Source organism: Arthrobacter sp. 8AJ (assembly GCF_902506025.1).
Lineage (GTDB): Bacteria > Actinomycetota > Actinomycetes > Actinomycetales > Micrococcaceae > Arthrobacter.
Map to the genome: position 1 here is coordinate 1,299,535 of NZ_LR733289.1, position 18,752 is coordinate 1,318,286.

Annotated in this window: 14 protein-coding genes; 13 read left to right on the plus strand and 1 reads right to left on the minus strand. The window is 63.1% G+C overall.

The window, feature by feature from the left end; genetic code table 11:
• The first annotated feature begins 72 nt into the window (after positions 1-72).
• From BACI349Y_RS06060 to BACI349Y_RS06095, 9 genes are all read left to right on the plus strand, one after another.
• Positions 73-564 (plus strand): hypothetical protein, encoded by a 492-nt coding sequence (locus tag BACI349Y_RS06060; protein WP_236560745.1) that lies wholly within the window; start codon positions 73-75, stop codon positions 562-564.
• Between the two features lie 310 nt (positions 565-874).
• Positions 875-4,384, plus strand: coding sequence for a DNA-directed RNA polymerase subunit beta (rpoB, locus tag BACI349Y_RS06065; protein WP_159631357.1), 3,510 nt, complete (start codon positions 875-877; stop codon positions 4,382-4,384).
• A gap of 104 nt (positions 4,385-4,488) precedes the next feature.
• Positions 4,489-8,388, plus strand: coding sequence for a DNA-directed RNA polymerase subunit beta' (locus tag BACI349Y_RS06070; protein ID WP_159631358.1), 3,900 nt, complete (start codon positions 4,489-4,491; stop codon positions 8,386-8,388).
• Between the two features lie 436 nt (positions 8,389-8,824).
• Entirely contained in the window at positions 8,825-9,199 is a 375-nt protein-coding gene (gene rpsL, locus BACI349Y_RS06075; RefSeq protein WP_009358312.1) for a 30S ribosomal protein S12, read from the plus strand.
• 1 nt (position 9,200) lies between these two features.
• Entirely contained in the window at positions 9,201-9,671 is a 471-nt protein-coding gene (gene rpsG / locus BACI349Y_RS06080) for a 30S ribosomal protein S7 (RefSeq protein ID WP_003803829.1), read from the plus strand.
• A 69-nt stretch (positions 9,672-9,740) separates the two neighbouring features.
• Positions 9,741-11,855 carry an elongation factor G gene (fusA, locus tag BACI349Y_RS06085; protein WP_159631359.1) on the plus strand — a complete coding sequence of 705 codons (2,115 nt, stop codon included), beginning with the start codon at positions 9,741-9,743 and terminating at the stop codon, positions 11,853-11,855.
• 255 nt (positions 11,856-12,110) lie between these two features.
• Positions 12,111-13,301 carry an elongation factor Tu gene (gene tuf / locus BACI349Y_RS06090; RefSeq protein WP_141159762.1) on the plus strand — a complete coding sequence of 397 codons (1,191 nt, stop codon included), beginning with the start codon at positions 12,111-12,113 and terminating at the stop codon, positions 13,299-13,301.
• A gap of 165 nt (positions 13,302-13,466) precedes the next feature.
• A complete protein-coding gene (locus tag BACI349Y_RS20400) occupies positions 13,467-13,592 on the plus strand; it encodes a hypothetical protein (protein ID WP_256371453.1) in 126 nt (41 codons plus the stop codon).
• 106 nt (positions 13,593-13,698) lie between these two features.
• The gene (locus BACI349Y_RS06095) at positions 13,699-14,949 is read left to right on the plus strand and encodes an Nramp family divalent metal transporter (protein ID WP_159631360.1); all 1,251 of its coding nucleotides are present in this window, start codon (positions 13,699-13,701) and stop codon (positions 14,947-14,949) included.
• Positions 14,950-14,985: 36 nt separating this feature from the next.
• Here the strand turns inward: BACI349Y_RS06095 and BACI349Y_RS06100 are convergent, their stop codons facing one another.
• On the minus strand, positions 14,986-16,422 hold the full coding sequence (locus BACI349Y_RS06100; RefSeq protein ID WP_159631361.1) for a GH1 family beta-glucosidase: 1,437 nt from the start codon (positions 16,420-16,422) through the stop codon (positions 14,986-14,988).
• Positions 16,423-16,819: 397 nt separating this feature from the next.
• Here BACI349Y_RS06100 and rpsJ point away from each other — a divergent pair, with 397 nt between their 5' ends.
• The 4 genes from rpsJ to rplW are packed head-to-tail and all read left to right on the plus strand — an operon-like array spanning position 16,820 to position 18,723.
• Entirely contained in the window at positions 16,820-17,128 is a 309-nt protein-coding gene (rpsJ, locus tag BACI349Y_RS06105) for a 30S ribosomal protein S10 (RefSeq protein WP_003803825.1), read from the plus strand.
• A 17-nt stretch (positions 17,129-17,145) separates the two neighbouring features.
• Complete coding sequence (rplC, locus tag BACI349Y_RS06110; RefSeq protein WP_159631362.1) at positions 17,146-17,796, plus strand: 50S ribosomal protein L3; 651 nt, start codon at positions 17,146-17,148, stop codon at positions 17,794-17,796.
• A 4-nt stretch (positions 17,797-17,800) separates the two neighbouring features.
• Positions 17,801-18,421 carry a 50S ribosomal protein L4 gene (gene rplD / locus BACI349Y_RS06115; protein WP_141159766.1) on the plus strand — a complete coding sequence of 207 codons (621 nt, stop codon included), beginning with the start codon at positions 17,801-17,803 and terminating at the stop codon, positions 18,419-18,421.
• Complete coding sequence (gene rplW / locus BACI349Y_RS06120; protein WP_011692807.1) at positions 18,418-18,723, plus strand: 50S ribosomal protein L23; 306 nt, start codon at positions 18,418-18,420, stop codon at positions 18,721-18,723. The genes rplD and rplW overlap by 4 nt, the downstream gene beginning before the upstream one ends.
• The last annotated feature ends 29 nt before the right edge of the window (positions 18,724-18,752 follow it).

Sequence of the window (18,752 nt, forward strand, 5' to 3'; positions counted from 1 at the left end):
GCGAGGCCTTGCAGGGGGACGCGCTTTGCAGGGGGACACCAGGTCCGGAGCCGGGACGGACGGAGCGACATCGTGAACAAGACATTTACTGCGGCTGCCATCGCCGCCATGGCCGTACTGACGGGCAGTGCGCTGGCGGGGTGCTCGATGTCCACGCCGGCGCCGGCGGAAACAACCCAGGCCACGCCGGCACCCTCGGACAACGGCGCGGCAAGCACCAGCCCTGCCGTCTCCACCGGGCCTGGAAGTACCGGTGCGGCCCGGTCAGGGGGAACCAAGGCGGCCTGCGAACTCTTCAACAAGCTGGTGGCGGACTATGGCGCCGTTTCCCCCACCGATTCACAGGGCTACGAGGACGTGTACTCCCGGGCCCAGGACGCCAAGGACACTGTTTCCGGGGACTTGAGGGGCCTGTTCACCTCGCTGAGCCTGCTGGCCATCGACCACTCGTCGGTGGCGGAAACCGGGGGCAAGCCGTCCCAGGAATCCAAGGACGCCGTAAGGGATGCCGTTTTCGCGAACGCCGGCACCTGCACGGCCGAGGGCGTCACGCTGCGCCTCTAGGCGGTCCGGCACTCCTGGTGCAGGCCGCCGGAAACTGGGTGCTTGCAATCCGGCGGGATGTGGGGTAGACACGTAGGTTGTTTTGCCGTATCGTAGATATTTGCGTCTTCCCTGTTTACCTTCAGCCTTCATATAGCGGTGGGCTTTGCCTGGCAGCTGGCAATCAACGTGCCGTAACAACGGTCACAGCATAGTCAGTTCAGGCCCCGGGTCATATAGCGGAACCGGATGGTAGCGCTGCGGAGTCACTTCGCAGGGTGCACAGCGGGGGAGATCTGAAAACGCCTGAAGGTCTGTGGAAGGATCCCTCTTGGTCGCCTCGAGCACCTCTAATAACGAAACCGCTAACACTGCCGACAGCACTGATGGTGCCACTCGCCGGCTCTCATTCGCAAAGATTCACGAACCCCTTGACGTTCCGAATCTGCTTGCCCTGCAGACGGACAGCTTTGACTGGCTGGTCGGCAATGAGCGCTGGCAGGCACGCGTGGCAAAGGCTGTCGAAGAAAACGATCTCAGCGTCGCCACCACGTCCGGCCTGTCGGACATCTTCGAAGAGATCTCCCCGATCGAGGACTTCCAGGGCACCATGTCCCTGAGCTTCTCCGATCCGGAGTTCGCTGACCCCAAGTACACCATGGCTGAGTGCAAGGACCGGGACGCAACGTACTCGGCTCCGCTGTACGTCAAGGCCGAGTTCATGAACAACAACACGGGCGAAATCAAGCAGCAGACCGTGTTCATGGGTGACTTCCCCCTGATGACCGAGAAGGGCACCTTCGTCGTCAACGGCACCGAGCGTGTCGTCGTCTCCCAGCTGGTCCGTTCGCCGGGCGCCTACTTCGAGCGCGCCGCCGACAAGACCAGCGACAAGGACATCTTCACCGCCAAGATCATCCCGTCCCGCGGTGCATGGTTCGAGCTCGAGATCGACAAGCGCGACCAGGTCGGTGTCCGCCTCGACCGCAAGCGCAAGCAGTCCGTCACGGTCCTGCTGAAGGCCCTGGGCTGGACCGAAGGCCAGATCCTCGAAGAGTTCGGCCAGTACGACTCCATGCGGGCAACCCTGGAGAAGGACGCCACCGAAACCCGCGAAGACGCCCTGCTGGACATCTACCGCAAGCTGCGCCCGGGCGAGCCGCCCACCGTCGAGGCTGCCCAGTCCCTGCTGGACAACCTGTACTTCAACTCCAAGCGCTACGATCTGGCCAAGGTTGGCCGCTACAAGATCAACCGCAAGCTTGGCATCGACCGCTCCCTTGGCGACAAGGAAGCCTCTGTCCTGCACGTTGAAGACATCGTCGCCATGATCAAGTTCCTCGTCGCGCTGCACGCCGGTGAGAAGACCATCAAGGGCACCCGCGATGGCCAGGAAGTGGACCTGCGCGTCGAGATCGACGACATCGACCACTTCGGCAACCGCCGCATCCGCGCCGTCGGCGAGCTCATCGAGAACCAGGTCCGCACCGGCCTGTCCCGCATGGAGCGCGTTGTCCGCGAGCGTATGACCACCCAGGACGTCGAGGCCATCACGCCGCAGACCCTGATCAACATCCGCCCCGTGGTTGCAGCCATCAAGGAGTTCTTCGGAACCTCCCAGCTGTCGCAGTTCATGGACCAGAACAACCCGCTCTCGGGCCTGACCCACAAGCGCCGCCTGTCGGCCCTTGGCCCCGGTGGTCTGTCCCGTGACCGCGCCGGCATGGAAGTCCGTGACGTGCACCCGTCCCACTACGGACGTATGTGCCCCATCGAAACCCCTGAAGGCCCGAACATTGGTCTGATCGGTTCGCTGGCTTCCTACGGCCGCATCAACCCGTTCGGTTTCATCGAGACCCCGTACCGCCTGGTCAAGGACGGCGTCGTCTCCGACGACGTCCAGTACCTGACGGCCGATGACGAGGCTGAGGTCCTGATCGCCCAGGCCAACGCGCCGCTGGACGAGAACAAGAAGTTCGCTGAAGAGACCGTCCTGGTCCGTGCCCGCGGTGGTGGAGGCGAGCCCGTGCTGGTTCCCGCCGCCGACGTCGAGTTCATGGACGTTTCCCCGCGCCAGATGGTGTCCGTGGCTACGGCCCTGATCCCGTTCCTGGAGCACGACGACGCCAACCGTGCACTCATGGGTGCCAACATGCAGCGCCAGGCTGTGCCGCTGGTCCGTTCCGAGGCTCCCGTGGTGGGCACCGGCATGGAGCGCGCCGCCGCCGTCGACGCCGGTGACGTTGTCATCGCCAAGAAGGCCGGTGTGGTCACCGAGGTTTCCGCCGAGCTCGTCATCATGCTCAACGACGACGGCACCGAGACCAACTACCGCATCAACAAGTTCGCCCGTTCCAACCAGGGCAACTGCTACAACCACCGCGTCCTGGTGAACGAAGGCCAGCGCCTGGAAGTTGGCGGCATCATCGCCGACGGCCCGGCTACGGACCAGGGTGAGCTCGCACTGGGCAAGAACCTGCTCGTGGCATTCATGTCATGGGAAGGCCACAACTTCGAGGACGCCATCATCCTCTCGCAGCGCATCGTTGCCGAGGACGTCCTTTCCTCCATCCACATCGAGGAGCACGAGATCGATGCCCGCGACACCAAGCTTGGTGCCGAGGAAATCACCCGTGACATCCCCAACGTGTCCGAGGAAGTCCTGGCCGGCCTGGACGAGCGCGGCATCATCCACATTGGTGCCGAGGTTGAAGCAGGGGACATCCTGGTCGGAAAGGTCACCCCGAAGGGTGAAACCGAGCTGACCCCGGAAGAGCGCCTGCTGCGCGCCATCTTCGGTGAGAAGTCCCGCGAAGTCCGCGACACCTCCCTGAAGGTTCCCCACGGCGAGTCCGGAACCGTCATCGGCGTGCGCGTCTTCGACCGCGACAACGACGACGAGCTGCCCCCGGGCGTGAACCAGCTGGTCCGCGTCTACGTGGCCGCCAAGCGCAAGATCACCGACGGCGACAAGCTCGCCGGCCGCCACGGCAACAAGGGTGTTATCTCCAAGATCCTTCCGATCGAGGACATGCCCTTCCTTGCTGACGGCACCCCCGTTGACATCGTCCTGAACCCGCTGGGTGTTCCGGGCCGTATGAACGTGGGCCAGGTGCTCGAAACGCACCTCGGCTGGGTTGCCAAGACCGGTTGGAAGATCGAAGGCGAGCCCGAGTGGGTCAAGCAGCTGCCGAACCTGCCGCGCGAGAGTGGTCCCACCACTGTTGCCACGCCGGTGTTCGACGGTGCCCGCGAAGAGGAAATCACGGGCCTGCTGGACTCCACCAACGTGACCCGCGACGGTGACCGCCTGATCAACTCCTCGGGCAAGACCCGCCTGTTTGACGGCCGCTCCGGCGAGCCGTTCCCGGATCCGATCTCGGTCGGCTACATGTACATCCTGAAGCTCCACCACCTGGTGGACGACAAGATCCACGCACGCTCCACCGGCCCGTACTCCATGATCACGCAGCAGCCGCTGGGTGGTAAGGCACAGTTCGGTGGCCAGCGCTTCGGTGAAATGGAAGTGTGGGCGCTCGAAGCTTACGGCGCCGCCTACACCCTCCAGGAACTCCTCACGATCAAGTCCGATGACATCCACGGTCGTGTGAAGGTCTACGAAGCGATCGTCAAGGGCGAGAACATCCCCGAGCCGGGCGTTCCCGAATCCTTCAAGGTCTTGATCAAGGAAATGCAGTCGCTGTGCCTGAACGTGGAAGTTCTTTCCACGGACGGAACCACAATTGAAATGCGTGACTCTGATGACGCAGTCTTCACGGCTGCGGAAGAACTGGGCATCGATCTGTCTCGCGCAGAGCCCAGCTCCGTAGAAGAGGTTTAGCAGGCGGGCGTTCGACGGCGGGTGCGCACCCGCCGTCGAACCCCACCTCCCTCATCCCGCACCAAGACTTCAGAATTTAGAGAACAAGAGAGAACAGGGACCATATGTCCAGCGAATCCTCCTTCGGCCTCATGCAGATCGGCCTCGCCACCGCGGAAGACATCCGCGGCTGGTCGTACGGCGAGGTTAAGAAGCCGGAAACCATCAACTACCGCACGCTCAAGCCCGAGAAGGACGGCCTCTTCTGCGAGAAGATCTTCGGCCCGTCCCGGGACTGGGAATGCTACTGCGGCAAGTACAAGCGCGTGCGCTTCAAGGGCATCATCTGTGAGCGCTGTGGCGTTGAAGTCACCCGCGCCAAGGTCCGCCGTGAGCGCATGGGCCACATTGAACTGGCCGCCCCCGTTACACACATCTGGTACTTCAAGGGTGTTCCGTCCCGCCTGGGCTACCTCCTTGACCTGGCACCGAAGGACCTCGAAAAGGTCATCTACTTCGCTGCCTACATGATCACCAGCGTCGACGAAGCTGCCCGCCACGAGGAACTGCCCAACCTGCAGGTTGAGCACGACATCGAGAAGAAGCAGCTGATCGACAACCGCGATGCCGACATCGCCGCGATTGCCCGCGACCTTGAAGGCGAAATCGCACGCCTCGAGGGCGAAGGCGCCAAGGCTGCCGACAAGAAGAAGGCCCGCGACTCCGCCGACCGCCAGATGGCCAACGTGCGCAAGCGTGCCGACGCCGACATCGAGCGCCTCGAGCAGGTCTGGGACCGCTTCAAGAACCTGAAGGTCGCCGACCTCGAAGGTGACGAAGGCCTGTACCGCGAACTGCGCGACCGCTACGGCATGTACTTCGAAGGCTCCATGGGTGCCGAGGCCATCAAGAAGCGCCTCGAGAACTTCGACATGCAGGCCGAGTCCGACCTGCTGCGCGACGTCATTGCCAACGGCAAGGGCCAGCGCAAGACCCGTGCCCTCAAGCGGCTCAAGGTGGTCAACGCATTCCTGACCACCAACAACAGCCCGCTCGGCATGGTCCTCGACGCCGTCCCGGTGATCCCGCCGGAACTGCGCCCCATGGTCCAGCTGGACGGTGGCCGCTTCGCGACCTCCGACCTCAATGACCTGTACCGTCGCGTGATCAACCGCAACAACCGCCTCAAGCGCCTGCTTGACCTGGGTGCTCCGGAGATCATCGTCAACAACGAGAAGCGCATGCTTCAGGAAGCTGTTGACAGCCTCTTCGACAACGGCCGCCGCGGCCGCCCGGTCACCGGACCTGGCAACCGTCCGCTGAAGTCCCTGAGCGACATGCTCAAGGGCAAGCAGGGCCGTTTCCGCCAGAACCTCCTCGGCAAGCGCGTCGACTACTCCGGCCGTTCGGTCATCGTCGTCGGCCCGCAGCTGAAGCTGCACCAGTGCGGCCTGCCCAAGCAGATGGCCCTGGAGCTCTTCAAGCCGTTCGTGATGAAGCGCCTGGTTGACCTCAACCACGCCCAGAACATCAAGTCGGCAAAGAGGATGGTGGAGCGCTACCGCCCGCAGGTCTGGGACGTGCTCGAAGAGATCATCACCGAACACCCGGTGCTGCTCAACCGTGCACCTACCCTGCACCGCCTGGGCATCCAGGCGTTCGAGCCGCAGCTTGTTGAAGGCAAGGCAATCCAGCTGCACCCGCTGGTTTGTGGCGCGTTCAACGCCGACTTCGACGGCGACCAGATGGCAGTCCACCTGCCGCTGAGCCCCGAGGCGCAGGCTGAGGCTCGCATCCTGATGCTGTCCTCGAACAACATCCTGAAGCCCTCTGACGGACGCCCGGTCACCCTGCCTTCGCAGGATATGATCATCGGCCTGTACCACCTGACCACCAAGCGCAAGGGTTCCGCCGGCGAAGGCAGGATCTTCTCCTCCGTGTCGGAAGCCATCATGGCCTTCGATGCACGCGAGCTGCACCTGAACTCGCAGGTCAAGATCCGGCTCGAAGGATTCGTCCCCTACGCCGGCTGGGAAGCCCCGGAAGGCTGGGAGCCCGGTCAGCCGGCACTCGTCCAGACCTCCCTGGGCCAGGTTGTCTTCAACCAGACCCTGCCCGAGGACTACCCGTGGGTTGAAGCCGTTGCCGACAAGGGCGAACTGTCCCGGATCGTCAACGACCTCGCCGAGCGCTACCCCAAGGTCGTCACCGCGGCAACGCTGGACAACCTGAAGGATGCCGGTTTCTACTGGGCCACCCGTTCAGGCGTCACCGTCGCCATCTCCGACATCGAGGTTCCTGCTGCCAAGCCGGAAATCCTTGCCGGGTACGAAGAACGCGCCGCCAAGATCCAGGGCCAGTACGACAAGGGCCTGATCGACGACGACGAGCGCCGCCAGGAACTGATCGAGATCTGGAACAAGGCAACCAACGACATCGCCTCCGTGATGCGTGAGAGCCTGTCCCCGATGAACACCATCAACCGCATGGTGTCCTCCGGTGCACGTGGTAACTGGATGCAGGTCCGCCAGATCGCGGGTATCCGTGGCCTGGTGGCCAACCCGAAGGGTGAGATCATCCCGCGCCCCATCAAGTCCTCCTACCGCGAGGGCCTGTCGGTGCTGGAATACTTCATCGCCACGCACGGTGCCCGTAAGGGCCTGGCCGATACCGCACTGCGTACCGCCAACTCGGGTTACCTGACCCGTCGTCTGGTGGACGTCTCGCAGGACGTCATCGTCCGTGAAGAGGACTGCGGCACCGAGCGTGGCCTGGTCACGCCCATCGCCGTCGCCGATTCCAACGGTGAGCTGGTCCTGGACGAGAACGTCGAGAACAGCGCCTACGCACGTACGCTGGCCGTCGACGTCGTGGACTCCGAGGGCAACGTCCTCGCAGCCGCCGGCACCGACTGCGGCGACGTCGTGATCGATGAGCTCTTCAAGGCAGGCATCACCGAGGTCAAGGTCCGCTCCGTACTCACCTGTGAGTCCAGCGTCGGCACCTGCGCCCTGTGCTACGGCCGCTCGCTGGCCACCGGCAAGACCGTGGACATCGGCGAGGCCGTGGGCATCATCGCCGCACAGTCCATCGGTGAGCCCGGTACCCAGCTGACCATGCGTACGTTCCACACCGGTGGTGCTGTTTCCGCCGGTGGTGGCGACGACATCACCCAGGGTCTGCCCCGTATCCAGGAGCTCTTCGAAGCCCGTACTCCGAAGGGTGTCGCCCCGATTGCTGAAGCAGCCGGCCGCATCACCATCGAAGAGTCCGAGCGCCAGATGCGCCTGGTCATCACCCCGGATGACGGAACGGAAGAGATCGCCTACCCGGTCCTCCGCCGTTCACGCCTGCTGATCGAAGACGGCGACCACGTCTCCGTGGGCCAGAAGCTGATCAACGGCCCGGTCGACCCCAAGCAGGTCCTGCGCATCATGGGCCCGCGTGCGGCACAGAAGTTCCTCGTGGACGAAGTGCAGGGCGTTTACCGCAGCCAGGGCATCGGTATCCACGACAAGCACGTCGAGGTTATCGTCCGCCAGATGCTGCGCCGCGTCACGGTCATCGAGTCCGGCGAATCGGACCTGCTGCCCGGCGAGCTCGCCGAGCGCAGCCGCTTCGAGGACGCCAACCGCCGCGTTGTGTCCGAGGGCAAGACTCCGGCTTCCGGACGTCCTGAGCTCATGGGCATCACCAAGGCGTCGCTGGCCACCGAGTCCTGGCTGTCCGCAGCTTCCTTCCAGGAGACCACCCGCGTCCTGACGCAGGCGGCAATGGAAGGCAAGAGCGATCCGCTGCTCGGCCTGAAGGAAAACGTCATCATCGGTAAGCTGATCCCGGCCGGCACGGGCCTCCCGCGCTACACCGAGGTCACCGTGGAGCCCACTGAGGAAGCAAAGGCCAACCTGTTCACCGGCCCCAGCGCATTCAGTGACTTCTCGTACGACACCTTGGGCGGTGACGGAGCTCCCGAGTTCCACGCCATCCCGCTGGATGACTACGACCTGGGCAACGACTTCCGCTGACGGGCAGGGCGGTCCCTTTCGTGTTGCGTTCCGCGCCACGTAGGGACCCTCCGCCCCGCCCTTAGGATGCAAGAGGGATGGTCCCGCACCGAAAGGTGGGGGACCATCCCCGTTTAACCCGTCGATTAAGGCATGGAGCCCGTCCATGCTAGACTTGTTACCAATTGTTATTGTGGCAGTGGATGAGTGCGCCGGTACCAGCTGAGAAGCTGGACCAGAGCGACGTTTCCGGTTTGCAGGGTTCTTGTGCAACGTATGCCACATTTTTGCATGCCTAGGGAACTACAGGAATGTACGTTTCGTGCCGGTGTGCGATCCGACTATTAAGGCTTCGCCTTCGCCGCCATGGAGATTCCCTTCAGGGCCCGGGCGGCGGGGCAACGCAACAGGAGAGTGGCCGGAAACAGCCACTCCGGATAAAACGGAGAACACGAGAGTGCCTACGATTAACCAGCTGGTCCGTAAGGGCCGCACGCCTAAGGTCTCAAAGACCAAGGCTCCCGCGCTTAAGGGCAGCCCCATGCGCCGCGGTGTCTGCACCCGCGTCTACACCACCACCCCGAAGAAGCCGAACTCGGCTCTGCGTAAGGTGGCACGTGTGCGCCTCAACGGCGGCGTGGAAGTTACCGCCTACATCCCCGGTGTTGGCCACAACCTGCAGGAGCACTCCATTGTGCTCGTTCGCGGTGGTCGTGTTAAGGACCTCCCGGGTGTCCGCTACAAGATCGTCCGTGGCGCCCTCGATACCCAGGGTGTGAAGAACCGTAAGCAGGCCCGCAGCCGCTACGGCGCAAAGATGGAGAAGAAGTAATATGCCTCGCAAGGGTCCGGCCCCCAAGCGGCCGCTCGTTTCGGATCCGGTATACGGTTCCCCGCTGGTAACCCAGCTCATCAACAAGGTACTCGTTGACGGCAAGAAGTCCACGGCAGAGCGCATCGTCTACGGTGCACTCGAAGGCGCACGCGCCAAGTCCGGCGGCGACCCCGTTGCAGCCCTGAAGAAGGCCATGGACAACGTCAAGCCTTCCCTCGAGGTCCGCTCCCGCCGTGTCGGTGGCGCCACCTACCAGGTTCCGGTTGAGGTCAAGCCGGGCCGCTCCACCGCACTCGCCCTGCGGTGGCTGGTTGGCTACTCCAAGGCCCGCCGCGAGAAGACGATGACCGAGCGCCTCCAGAACGAAATCCTGGACGCGTCGAACGGTCTCGGTGCCGCTGTGAAGCGTCGCGAAGACACCCACAAGATGGCCGAGTCCAACAAGGCCTTCGCACACTACCGCTGGTAATACTCCCCGGGCGCCGCCGGCTCAACCGAGCCGGCGGCGAACGTGTAGTCCATCCCAAAAGGAGACCCCGTGGCACAGGACGTGCTTACCGACCTTAGTAAGGTCCGCAACATCGGCATCATGGCCCACATCGATGCCGGCAAGACCACCACCACCGAGCGCATCCTGTTCTACACGGGTGTGAACCACAAGATCGGCGAAACGCACGACGGCGCTTCGACCACCGACTGGATGGAACAGGAAAAGGAACGCGGCATCACCATCACGTCTGCCGCCGTGACCTGCTTCTGGGAAAACAACCAGATCAACATCATCGACACCCCCGGCCACGTGGACTTCACGGTTGAGGTGGAGCGCTCCCTGCGCGTCCTCGACGGTGCAGTTGCCGTCTTCGATGGCAAGGAAGGCGTTGAGCCGCAGTCCGAGACTGTTTGGCGCCAGGCGGACAAGTACAACGTTCCGCGTATCTGCTTCGTCAACAAGATGGACAAGCTCGGTGCTGACTTCTACTTCACCGTAGACACCATCATCAGCCGCCTCGGTGCCAAGCCGCTGGTCATGCAGCTGCCCATCGGTGCCGAGAACGACTTCATCGGCGTCGTGGACCTGCTCTACATGCGTGCACTGGTGTGGCCCGGCGACGCCAAGGGCGACGTGACCATGGGTGCCAAGTACGAGATCCGCGAGATCCCCGCTGACCTCCAGGAAAAGGCTGAGGAGTACCGCGCGAACCTCGTTGAGACCGTCGCCGAGTCCTCCGAGGAACTCATGGAGAAGTACCTCGAGGGTGAAGAGATCTCGATCGACGAGCTCAAGGCCGGCATCCGCAAGATGACGATCAACTCCGAGCTCTACCCGATCTTCTGCGGCTCCGCGTTCAAGAACCGCGGCGTTCAGCCCATGCTCGACGCGGTTGTGGACTACCTGCCGAACCCGCTCGACGTCCCCCCGATGGTCGGCCACGACCCCCGCGACGAAGAGAAGGAACTGACCCGCAAGCCTTCCGCTGACGAGCCGTTCTCGGCCCTGGCGTTCAAGATTGCGGCCCACCCCTTCTTCGGCCAGCTCACCTTCATCCGCGTGTACTCCGGTCACGTGGAAGCAGGCGCCCAGGTGGTCAACTCCACCAAGGGCAAGAAGGAGCGCATCGGCAAGCTGTTCCAGATGCACGCCAACAAGGAAATGCCCGTTGAGGGCGCTACCGCCGGCCACATCTACGCAGCCATCGGCCTGAAGGACACCACCACCGGTGACACCCTGTGCGATGCCAGCAACCAGATTGTGCTCGAGTCCATGAGCTTCCCGGAGCCCGTGATCTCGGTTGCCATCGAGCCGAACACCAAGGGTGACCAGGAGAAGCTGTCCACGGCCATCCAGAAGCTCTCCGCTGAGGACCCCACCTTCCAGGTGTCCCTCAACGAAGACACCGGCCAGACCATCATCGCCGGCATGGGCGAGCTCCACCTGGACATCCTGGTGGACCGCATGCGCCGCGAGTTCAAGGTTGAGGCCAACGTGGGCAAGCCCCAGGTTGCTTACCGCGAAACCATCAAGCGCGCCGTCGAACGCCACGACTACACGCACAAGAAGCAGACCGGTGGTTCGGGTCAGTTCGCAAAGATCCAGATTGCCATCGAGCCGCTGGACACCGCCGAGGGCGAGCTGTACGAGTTCGAGAACAAGGTCACTGGTGGCCGCGTTCCCCGCGAGTACATCCCGTCTGTTGACGCGGGCATCCAGGATGCACTGAACGACGGCGTCCTGGCCGGCTACCCGGTTGTCGGCATCAAGGCCACGCTGATCGACGGCGCGTACCACGATGTTGACTCCTCGGAAATGGCGTTCAAGATCGCCGGCCGTATGGCTTTCAAGGAAGCTGCACGCAAGGCGAACCCGGTTCTGCTCGAACCGCTGATGGATGTCGAGGTCCGCACCCCTGAGGAATACATGGGTGAAGTTATCGGTGACCTCAACTCCCGCCGTGGCCAGATGCAGTCCATGGAAGATGCACAGGGCGTCAAGGTCATCCGTGCGCACGTTCCGCTGTCCGGCATGTTCGGCTACATCGGTGACCTGCGCTCGAAGACCCAGGGCCGTGCTGTGTACTCCATGACGTTCAACAGCTACGCCGAGGTCCCGAAGGCAGTTGCCGACGAGATCATCCAGAAGTCCCGCGGCGAGTAGTCCTTCCGGACTTTCGAAGCGAACACCTCGGTGGCGCTGTCTGCCAGCGGACAGCGTGGCCGGTGCAGGTGGCCGGGCCGGCCGGAGTAATCCGGCCGGATTCCGGCCCCTGCACGAACAGGCTCAGGGGATTAGTATTAGTTCCTGAATCTGCAATTTCACCAATCCAAAGCCCCCCAAGTAGACTTGCCTGAGTTCTACCGCGATAAGCGCGGCTGGAGGGCAAGCTATTTGAAAACGTTCTAGGAGGAACCTGTGGCAAAGGCAAAGTTCGAGCGGACTAAGCCGCACGTCAACATCGGCACCATTGGTCACGTTGACCACGGTAAGACGACGCTGACGGCCGCCATTTCCAAGGTGCTGTACGACAAGTACCCGGATCTCAACGAGAAGCGTGACTTCGCGTCGATCGACTCTGCACCCGAAGAGCGTCAGCGCGGTATTACCATCAACATCTCCCACGTGGAGTACCAGACCGAGAAGCGTCACTACGCACACGTAGACGCCCCCGGCCACGCTGACTACATCAAGAACATGATCACCGGTGCTGCCCAGATGGACGGCGCAATCCTCGTGGTTGCCGCTACCGACGGCCCGATGGCACAGACCCGCGAGCACGTTCTGCTGGCCCGCCAGGTTGGTGTTCCCTACCTGCTGGTCGCACTGAACAAGGCTGACATGGTCGATGACGAGGAACTCCTCGACCTCGTCGAAATGGAAGTTCGTGAGCTCCTCAGCTCGCAGGGCTTCGATGGCGACAACGCTCCGGTTGTCCGCGTTTCAGGCCTGAAGGCCCTGGAAGGCGACCCCGAGTGGGTCAAGTCCGTTGAGGACCTGATGGCTGCTGTCGACGAGTCCGTTCCGGACCCCGTACGTGACCGCGACAAGCCGTTCCTGATGCCGATCGAAGACGTCTTCACCATCACCGGCCGTGGCACCGTTGTTACGGGCCGCGCCGAGCGTGGAACCCTCGCCATCAACTCCGAGGTCGAGATCGTCGGCATCCGCCCGGTCCAGAAGACCACGGTTACCGGTATCGAGATGTTCCACAAGCAGCTCGACGAAGCATGGGCCGGCGAGAACTGTGGCCTGCTGCTCCGCGGTCTGAAGCGCGACGATGTCGAGCGTGGCCAGGTTGTCGTCAAGCCGGGTTCCATCACCCCGCACACCGACTTCGAGGCCAACGTCTACATCCTCTCCAAGGACGAAGGCGGACGTCACAACCCGTTCTACTCCAACTACCGCCCGCAGTTCTACTTCCGTACCACGGACGTAACCGGCGTTATCACCCTGCCCGAGGGCACGGAAATGGTTATGCCTGGCGACAACACTGAGATGACCGTTGCGCTCATCCAGCCCATCGCTATGGAAGAGGGCCTCGGCTTCGCTATCCGCGAAGGCGGCCGCACCGTTGGTTCGGGACGCGTTACCAAGATCATCAAGTAGTACTTGCTGATCGAGGATCCACCGGGCCCCGGCCCGCGTTGAATCCGCAAAGAAAGCCCCGCTGCTCCAAGCAGCGGGGCTTTCTTTTAGCCTTTTTGGCGGGGACCCCGCGGATGCCCCCGGGAGGGGCCACTGATACTGTTGCAGCACTGAAAGGAGATCATCATGGGGTGGCTTATTTTCCTGATCATCGCGGTGGCCGTCGTGGCCGGGGTGTTCTGGGTCAAAAGGAATTTCCGGCACGAGATCGACCGGGCCAAGCGGATCAACAGGGCAAACAAGAACCAGTAACGCGGGTTGCAGCGCCCATTGCTGGTAAGCCTTATTCCTACTTTTCGGTATACCTAAATTCGCGGTATCCTCGTCTTATTGACGCCCGCAACGACGAGGACACGTGATGGCTGTTTCAACATTGGCGGCGGAATCCGCCACCACCAAAGTGTGGTCCCGCCTCCTGCTGCTCGGGCCCGCGTTCGTGGCCGCCATCGCGTACGTGGACCCGGGGAACGTGGCGGCAAACCTGACTGCCGGCGCAAACTTCGGGTACCTGCTCGTCTGGGTTCTGGTGGCAGCCAATGCCATGGCGGTGCTGATCCAGTACCAGTCGGCCAAGCTGGGCCTGGCCACCGGAATGAGCCTTCCGGAAATCCTCGGCAAACGCCTGGGAACCGGGCGGCGCCGTGCCTACTGGGTGCAGGCTGAGATCGTTGCCGGGGCCACGGATATGGCGGAAGTCATTGGCGGCGCCGTTGCGCTCAACCTGCTGTTCGGCCTGCCCCTGCTCACGGGCGGGTTCATCATCGGCCTGGCGTCCATGCTGCTGCTGACGCTGCAGTCGAACCGGAGCCAGAAGTCCTTCGAACTCGCCATTCTGACCCTGCTCGGCGTGATAGCCGTCGGGTTTGTTTCGGGCCTGTTCGTCGCGCCGCCGGATGCCGGTGGTGCCATCGCCGGCCTCGTGCCACGCTTCGAGGGAACCGACACCGTCCTGCTCGCAGCCAGCATGCTCGGGGCCACCGTCATGCCGCACGCGATCTACCTGCACTCGGCCCTGGCCCGCGACCGACACGGCTTCTCCGAAGACCCGGCAGTCAGGACGCGGTTGATCCGGGCCACCCGCGTGGATGTCGCCGGTGCCCTGCTGCTTGCCGGAATCGTCAATATAGCCATGCTGCTGCTGGCCGCCACCAGCCTTCGCGGAGTGGAGGGGACGGACACCATCGCCGGAGCGCACGCAGCCGTGACGTCGGCACTCGGGCCCGTCATCGGCGTCGTATTCGCCATTGGCCTCCTGGCCTCGGGCCTGGCGTCCACGTCGGTGGGGTGCTACTCGGGGGCCACCATCATGGGCGGGCTGCTGAAGGTCAGGATTCCGCTGCTGATGCGCCGCACGCTCACCCTGATCCCGGCTCTGCTGGTCCTGGGCGCCGGCATTGAACCAACGCTGGCCCTGGTCCTGAGCCAGGTCCTCCTGAGTTTCGGCATCCCGTTCGCGCTCATTCCGCTGATCCGCCTCACCGGCAGCCGCAAGGTGATGGGCATCCACGCGGACTCGAAACCGCTTCGGATTGCGGGCTGGACGAGCGCCACGCTCATCGTGGGACTGAACTGCGTGCTGATCTTCCTTACAGTGCTGGGCCTCCAGTGACATGTCGGCAGTGACATGCCGCTGGTAGCCCGCCGGCTAGTCCCGCCGGTGGCCCCGGGCGCGCGACAGCGCCTGGTACCAGTAGAAGGACCGTTTGGGGGTCCGCTCCAGTGAATCGAAGTCCACGTGCACCAGGCCAAAACGCTGCGAGTAGCCGGCGGCCCACTCGAAATTGTCCATCAGTGTCCACACGTAATAGCCGCGCAGGTCAACGCCCTCGGCCACGCCACCGGGAGCAGTAGCTTCAAGAGCTGTCCCCAGGTGCGCAGCCAGATACTCGACGCGGTCCGTGTCCTCCAGCGTCTCTGAAACCCTGTCGGGTTCAGGAAAGCTGGCGCCGCCCTCGGTGATGTACATCGGCGGAAGCGCCTCTCCGTACCGGTCCCTCATTTCCCGCAGCAGGACCCCCAGGTGCTCCGGTGCCACGGGCCAACCGAACCCGGTGCTGCCGTACTCCGGATAACCCACTTCGTGGAAGGGCAGCTTGGCGATTTCCTTGTGCATGTCCGCAGGCATGGGGGTGATGCCCGGCCCCAGGGCCACCTTCACCGGGAAGTAGTAATTGAGCCCGTAGAAGTCCAGGGGCTGGTGGATGGTCCTCAGGTCGGCATCGGAGATTCTGCCGATGGAGCGCAGCCAGGGCTTGGCGTACAGGGGCAGTGAGGGATAGCGGCCTAGCAGGACGGGATCGGCGTAGATCCTGTTCATCAGAAGGTCGTACAGGTGCGCGACGAGCCGGTCGCCGATCTTCCGGGTGGCGGGCCTGACGGGGGAGTGCAGGTTGGTCAGGCCAACGCCGCCCGCCACTCCGGCCGCCCTCAGCGCCTGCACGCCGAGCCCGTGCGCCAGGAGCTGGTGGTGGATGGCGGGAAGGGCATCGAACATCAACCGGCGCCCCGGCGCGTGCACCCCCAGGGCGTAGCCATTGAGGGTGACCGAGACCGGTTCGTTGAGGGTGACCCACTGGGCCACACGGTCGCCGAACCGCTCACCGGCGGCCCGGGCGTAGTCGCCGAACCTTTCGGCGGTGTCGCGGTTCAGCCACCCGCCACGGTGTTCCAGCGGCAGGGGGGTGTCCCAGTGGTACAGGGTGGCCATCGGGGAGATGCCGGCATCGAGGAGCTGGTCGATGAGGCGGTCGTAGAAATCCAGGCCTTCGGCATTGAAGCTGCCCCGGCCGTCGGGCTGGATCCGTGGCCAGGAAAGCGAGAACCGGTAGGAATCAACGCCCAGCTCCTTGAGCAGCGCCACATCCTCCGGCAGCCGGTTGTAGTGGTCGCAGGCCACGGCGGGGGAGTGCCCGTCCATGATGGCGCCGGGCTTTTCCGCGAAGGCATCCCACCCCGAGGGGCCGCGGCCCCCGTCCTTCAGCGCGCCTTCGATTTGGAACGCCGCGGCGGCGACGCCCAGGGTGAACGACGCCGGCACGCGCCCGGCCAGTTCCGTCACCGCTTCAGTGCCTTCCAGGGTCATGCCCCTATCATCCAGCCGGTTTCTTTCCACTGCAATGGGGCGTGCAGGCGGCGGCCCGGGTGCCAATTCGCATCTGCCCGGCTTTTCCGGCATACTAGATGAGTTGTTCAAGCGCTTCTTCGCGTCCCGATCCGGATAATGCCGGGTGCAGGGTCCAAGTTGAAGACCAAACATAACCCACCCCAATGGAATTGCGGATTTGTATGCGTGTTCAGCGCGACACGCCCGACCGCGGGGGTCGGTTGCGCCGGCAAGGTGAGGAACCCGGATTTATCCGGATTCAGTTTGTGCGGCGGATGGTGGTTACGACCTCAAATGCTTCGGCAGCCATACAACGAGTAAGTGAACAGGGCAGCCCTAAACCGGGGAAGCACAGACTGAAAGAGAGTCAGGCGACATGGCGGGACAAAAAATCCGCATCCGGCTGAAGTCATACGACCACGAGGTCATTGACGTTTCAGCACGGAAGATCGTTGAGACGGTCACGCGCGCAGGCGCAACGGTAGTTGGCCCCGTGCCGCTGCCGACGGAGAAGAACGTGTACTGCGTTATCCGCTCTCCGCACAAGTACAAGGACAGCCGCGAGCACTTTGAAATGCGCACGCACAAGCGTCTTATCGACATCATCGATCCCACGCCGAAGGCTGTTGACTCGCTCATGCGTCTCGACCTGCCGGCTGACGTGAACATCGAAATCAAGCTGTAGGGAGGTGCTGAGAGACTATGACCGCAACCCGTAACGTAAAGGGCCTGCTGGGCACGAAGCTCGGCATGACCCAGGTCTGGGACGAGAACAACAAGCTCATCCCCGTCACTGTGGTCCAGGCAGACTCGAACGTCATCACCCAGCTGCGCAACGCAGATGTTGATGGCTACGTCGCCGTTCAGATCGGCTACGGCCAGATCGATCCCCGCAAGGTCACCAAGCCGCTGGCTGGTCACTTTGAAAAGGCAGGCGTCACGCCTCGCCGCCACGTCGTCGAACTTCGTACCGCAGATGCTGCCGAGTACGAGCTGGGCCAGGAGCTCTCTGTAGAGCTCTTCGAAGCCGGCCAGAAGATCGACGTCGTCGGGACCACCAAGGGTAAGGGCTTCGCCGGTGTTATGAAGCGTCACGGCTTCCACGGCGTTGGCGCTTCCCACGGTGCCCACAAGAACCACCGTAAGCCCGGTTCAATCGGTGGCGCATCCACCCCGAGCCGCGTCTTCAAGGGCATGAAAATGGCCGGCCGCATGGGCGCCGTTCGTCACACCACGCTGAACCTCACGGTCCACGCGGTTGACGTCGAGAAGTCGCTGCTCCTGATCAAGGGTGCCGTCCCCGGCGCCCGCGGCCAGGTCGTCTTCGTACGCACCGCCGTGAAGGGAGCCTAGTTCAATGGCTAACACTGTCCAGGTTGACCTGCCTGCAGAGATCTTCGACGTTCAGACCAACGTGCCGCTGCTGCACCAGGTCGTCGTTGCCCAGCTCGCTGCTGCACGCCAGGGTACCCACAAGACCAAGACCCGCGCTGAAGTTTCCGGTGCAGGACGCAAGCCGTTCAAGCAGAAGGGTACCGGCCGCGCCCGTCAGGGTTCCATCCGTGCTCCTCACATGACCGGCGGTGGCATTGTCCACGGTCCGACCCCGCGTGACTACAGCCAGCGCACCCCCAAGAAGATGATTGCTGCTGCACTGCGCGGCGCACTGTCTGACCGGGCCCGCAACGGTCGCATCCACGTTGTCGCAGAACTGGTTGAAGGCACCAAGCCCTCCGCCAAGACCGCACTGGCAACGCTCCGCGGTGTTTCCGACCGCAAGAACCTGCTGGTCGTCATCGAGCGCGATAACGACGTTGCTGCACTGTCCGTGCGCAACCTCGCCGGCGTTCACGTTCTGTACGCAGACCAGCTGAACACCTACGACGTTCTCGTCTCTGATGACGTTGTCTTCACCAAGGCTGCCTACGACGCATTCGTTGCCGCTAAGGCAGCTAAGAACGAGGAGGATGCCAAGTGAGTGCAGCCACCATCAAGGATCCCCGCGACGTCGTGCTTGCACCCGTCGTGTCGGAAAAGAGCTACGGCCTGATCGACGAGGGCAAGTACACCTTCCTGGTGGACCCCCGTTCGAACAAGACCGAGATCAAGCTGGCCGTGGAGAAGATCTTCTCCGTCAAGGTCGAATCGATCAACACCATCAACCGTGCCGGTAAGCGCAAGCGCACCAAATTCGGATGGGGTACCCGCAAGAACACCAAGCGTGCGATTGTCACCCTCAAAGAAGGCACCATCGACATCTTCGGCGGTCCGCTCGCGTAGCGGAGACCACTTTAACGAGGAAATAAATT

What these genes read in the sequence shown, in the direction of transcription:
- rpsG (WP_003803829.1), top strand. Translation starts at nt 9,201, where the DNA reads ATGCCTCGCAAGGGTCCGGCCCCCAAGCGGCCGCTCGTTTCGGATCCG.
- rpsJ (WP_003803825.1), top strand. Translation starts at nt 16,820, where the DNA reads ATGGCGGGACAAAAAATCCGCATCCGGCTGAAGTCATACGACCACGAG.
- BACI349Y_RS06095 (WP_159631360.1), top strand. Translation starts at nt 13,699, where the DNA reads ATGGCTGTTTCAACATTGGCGGCGGAATCCGCCACCACCAAAGTGTGG.
- rplC (WP_159631362.1), top strand. Translation starts at nt 17,146, where the DNA reads ATGACCGCAACCCGTAACGTAAAGGGCCTGCTGGGCACGAAGCTCGGC.
- BACI349Y_RS06100 (WP_159631361.1), bottom strand. Translation starts at nt 16,422, where the DNA reads ATGACCCTGGAAGGCACTGAAGCGGTGACGGAACTGGCCGGGCGCGTG.
- BACI349Y_RS06070 (WP_159631358.1), top strand. Translation starts at nt 4,489, where the DNA reads ATGTCCAGCGAATCCTCCTTCGGCCTCATGCAGATCGGCCTCGCCACC.
- BACI349Y_RS20400 (WP_256371453.1), top strand. Translation starts at nt 13,467, where the DNA reads ATGGGGTGGCTTATTTTCCTGATCATCGCGGTGGCCGTCGTGGCCGGG.
- rplD (WP_141159766.1), top strand. Translation starts at nt 17,801, where the DNA reads ATGGCTAACACTGTCCAGGTTGACCTGCCTGCAGAGATCTTCGACGTT.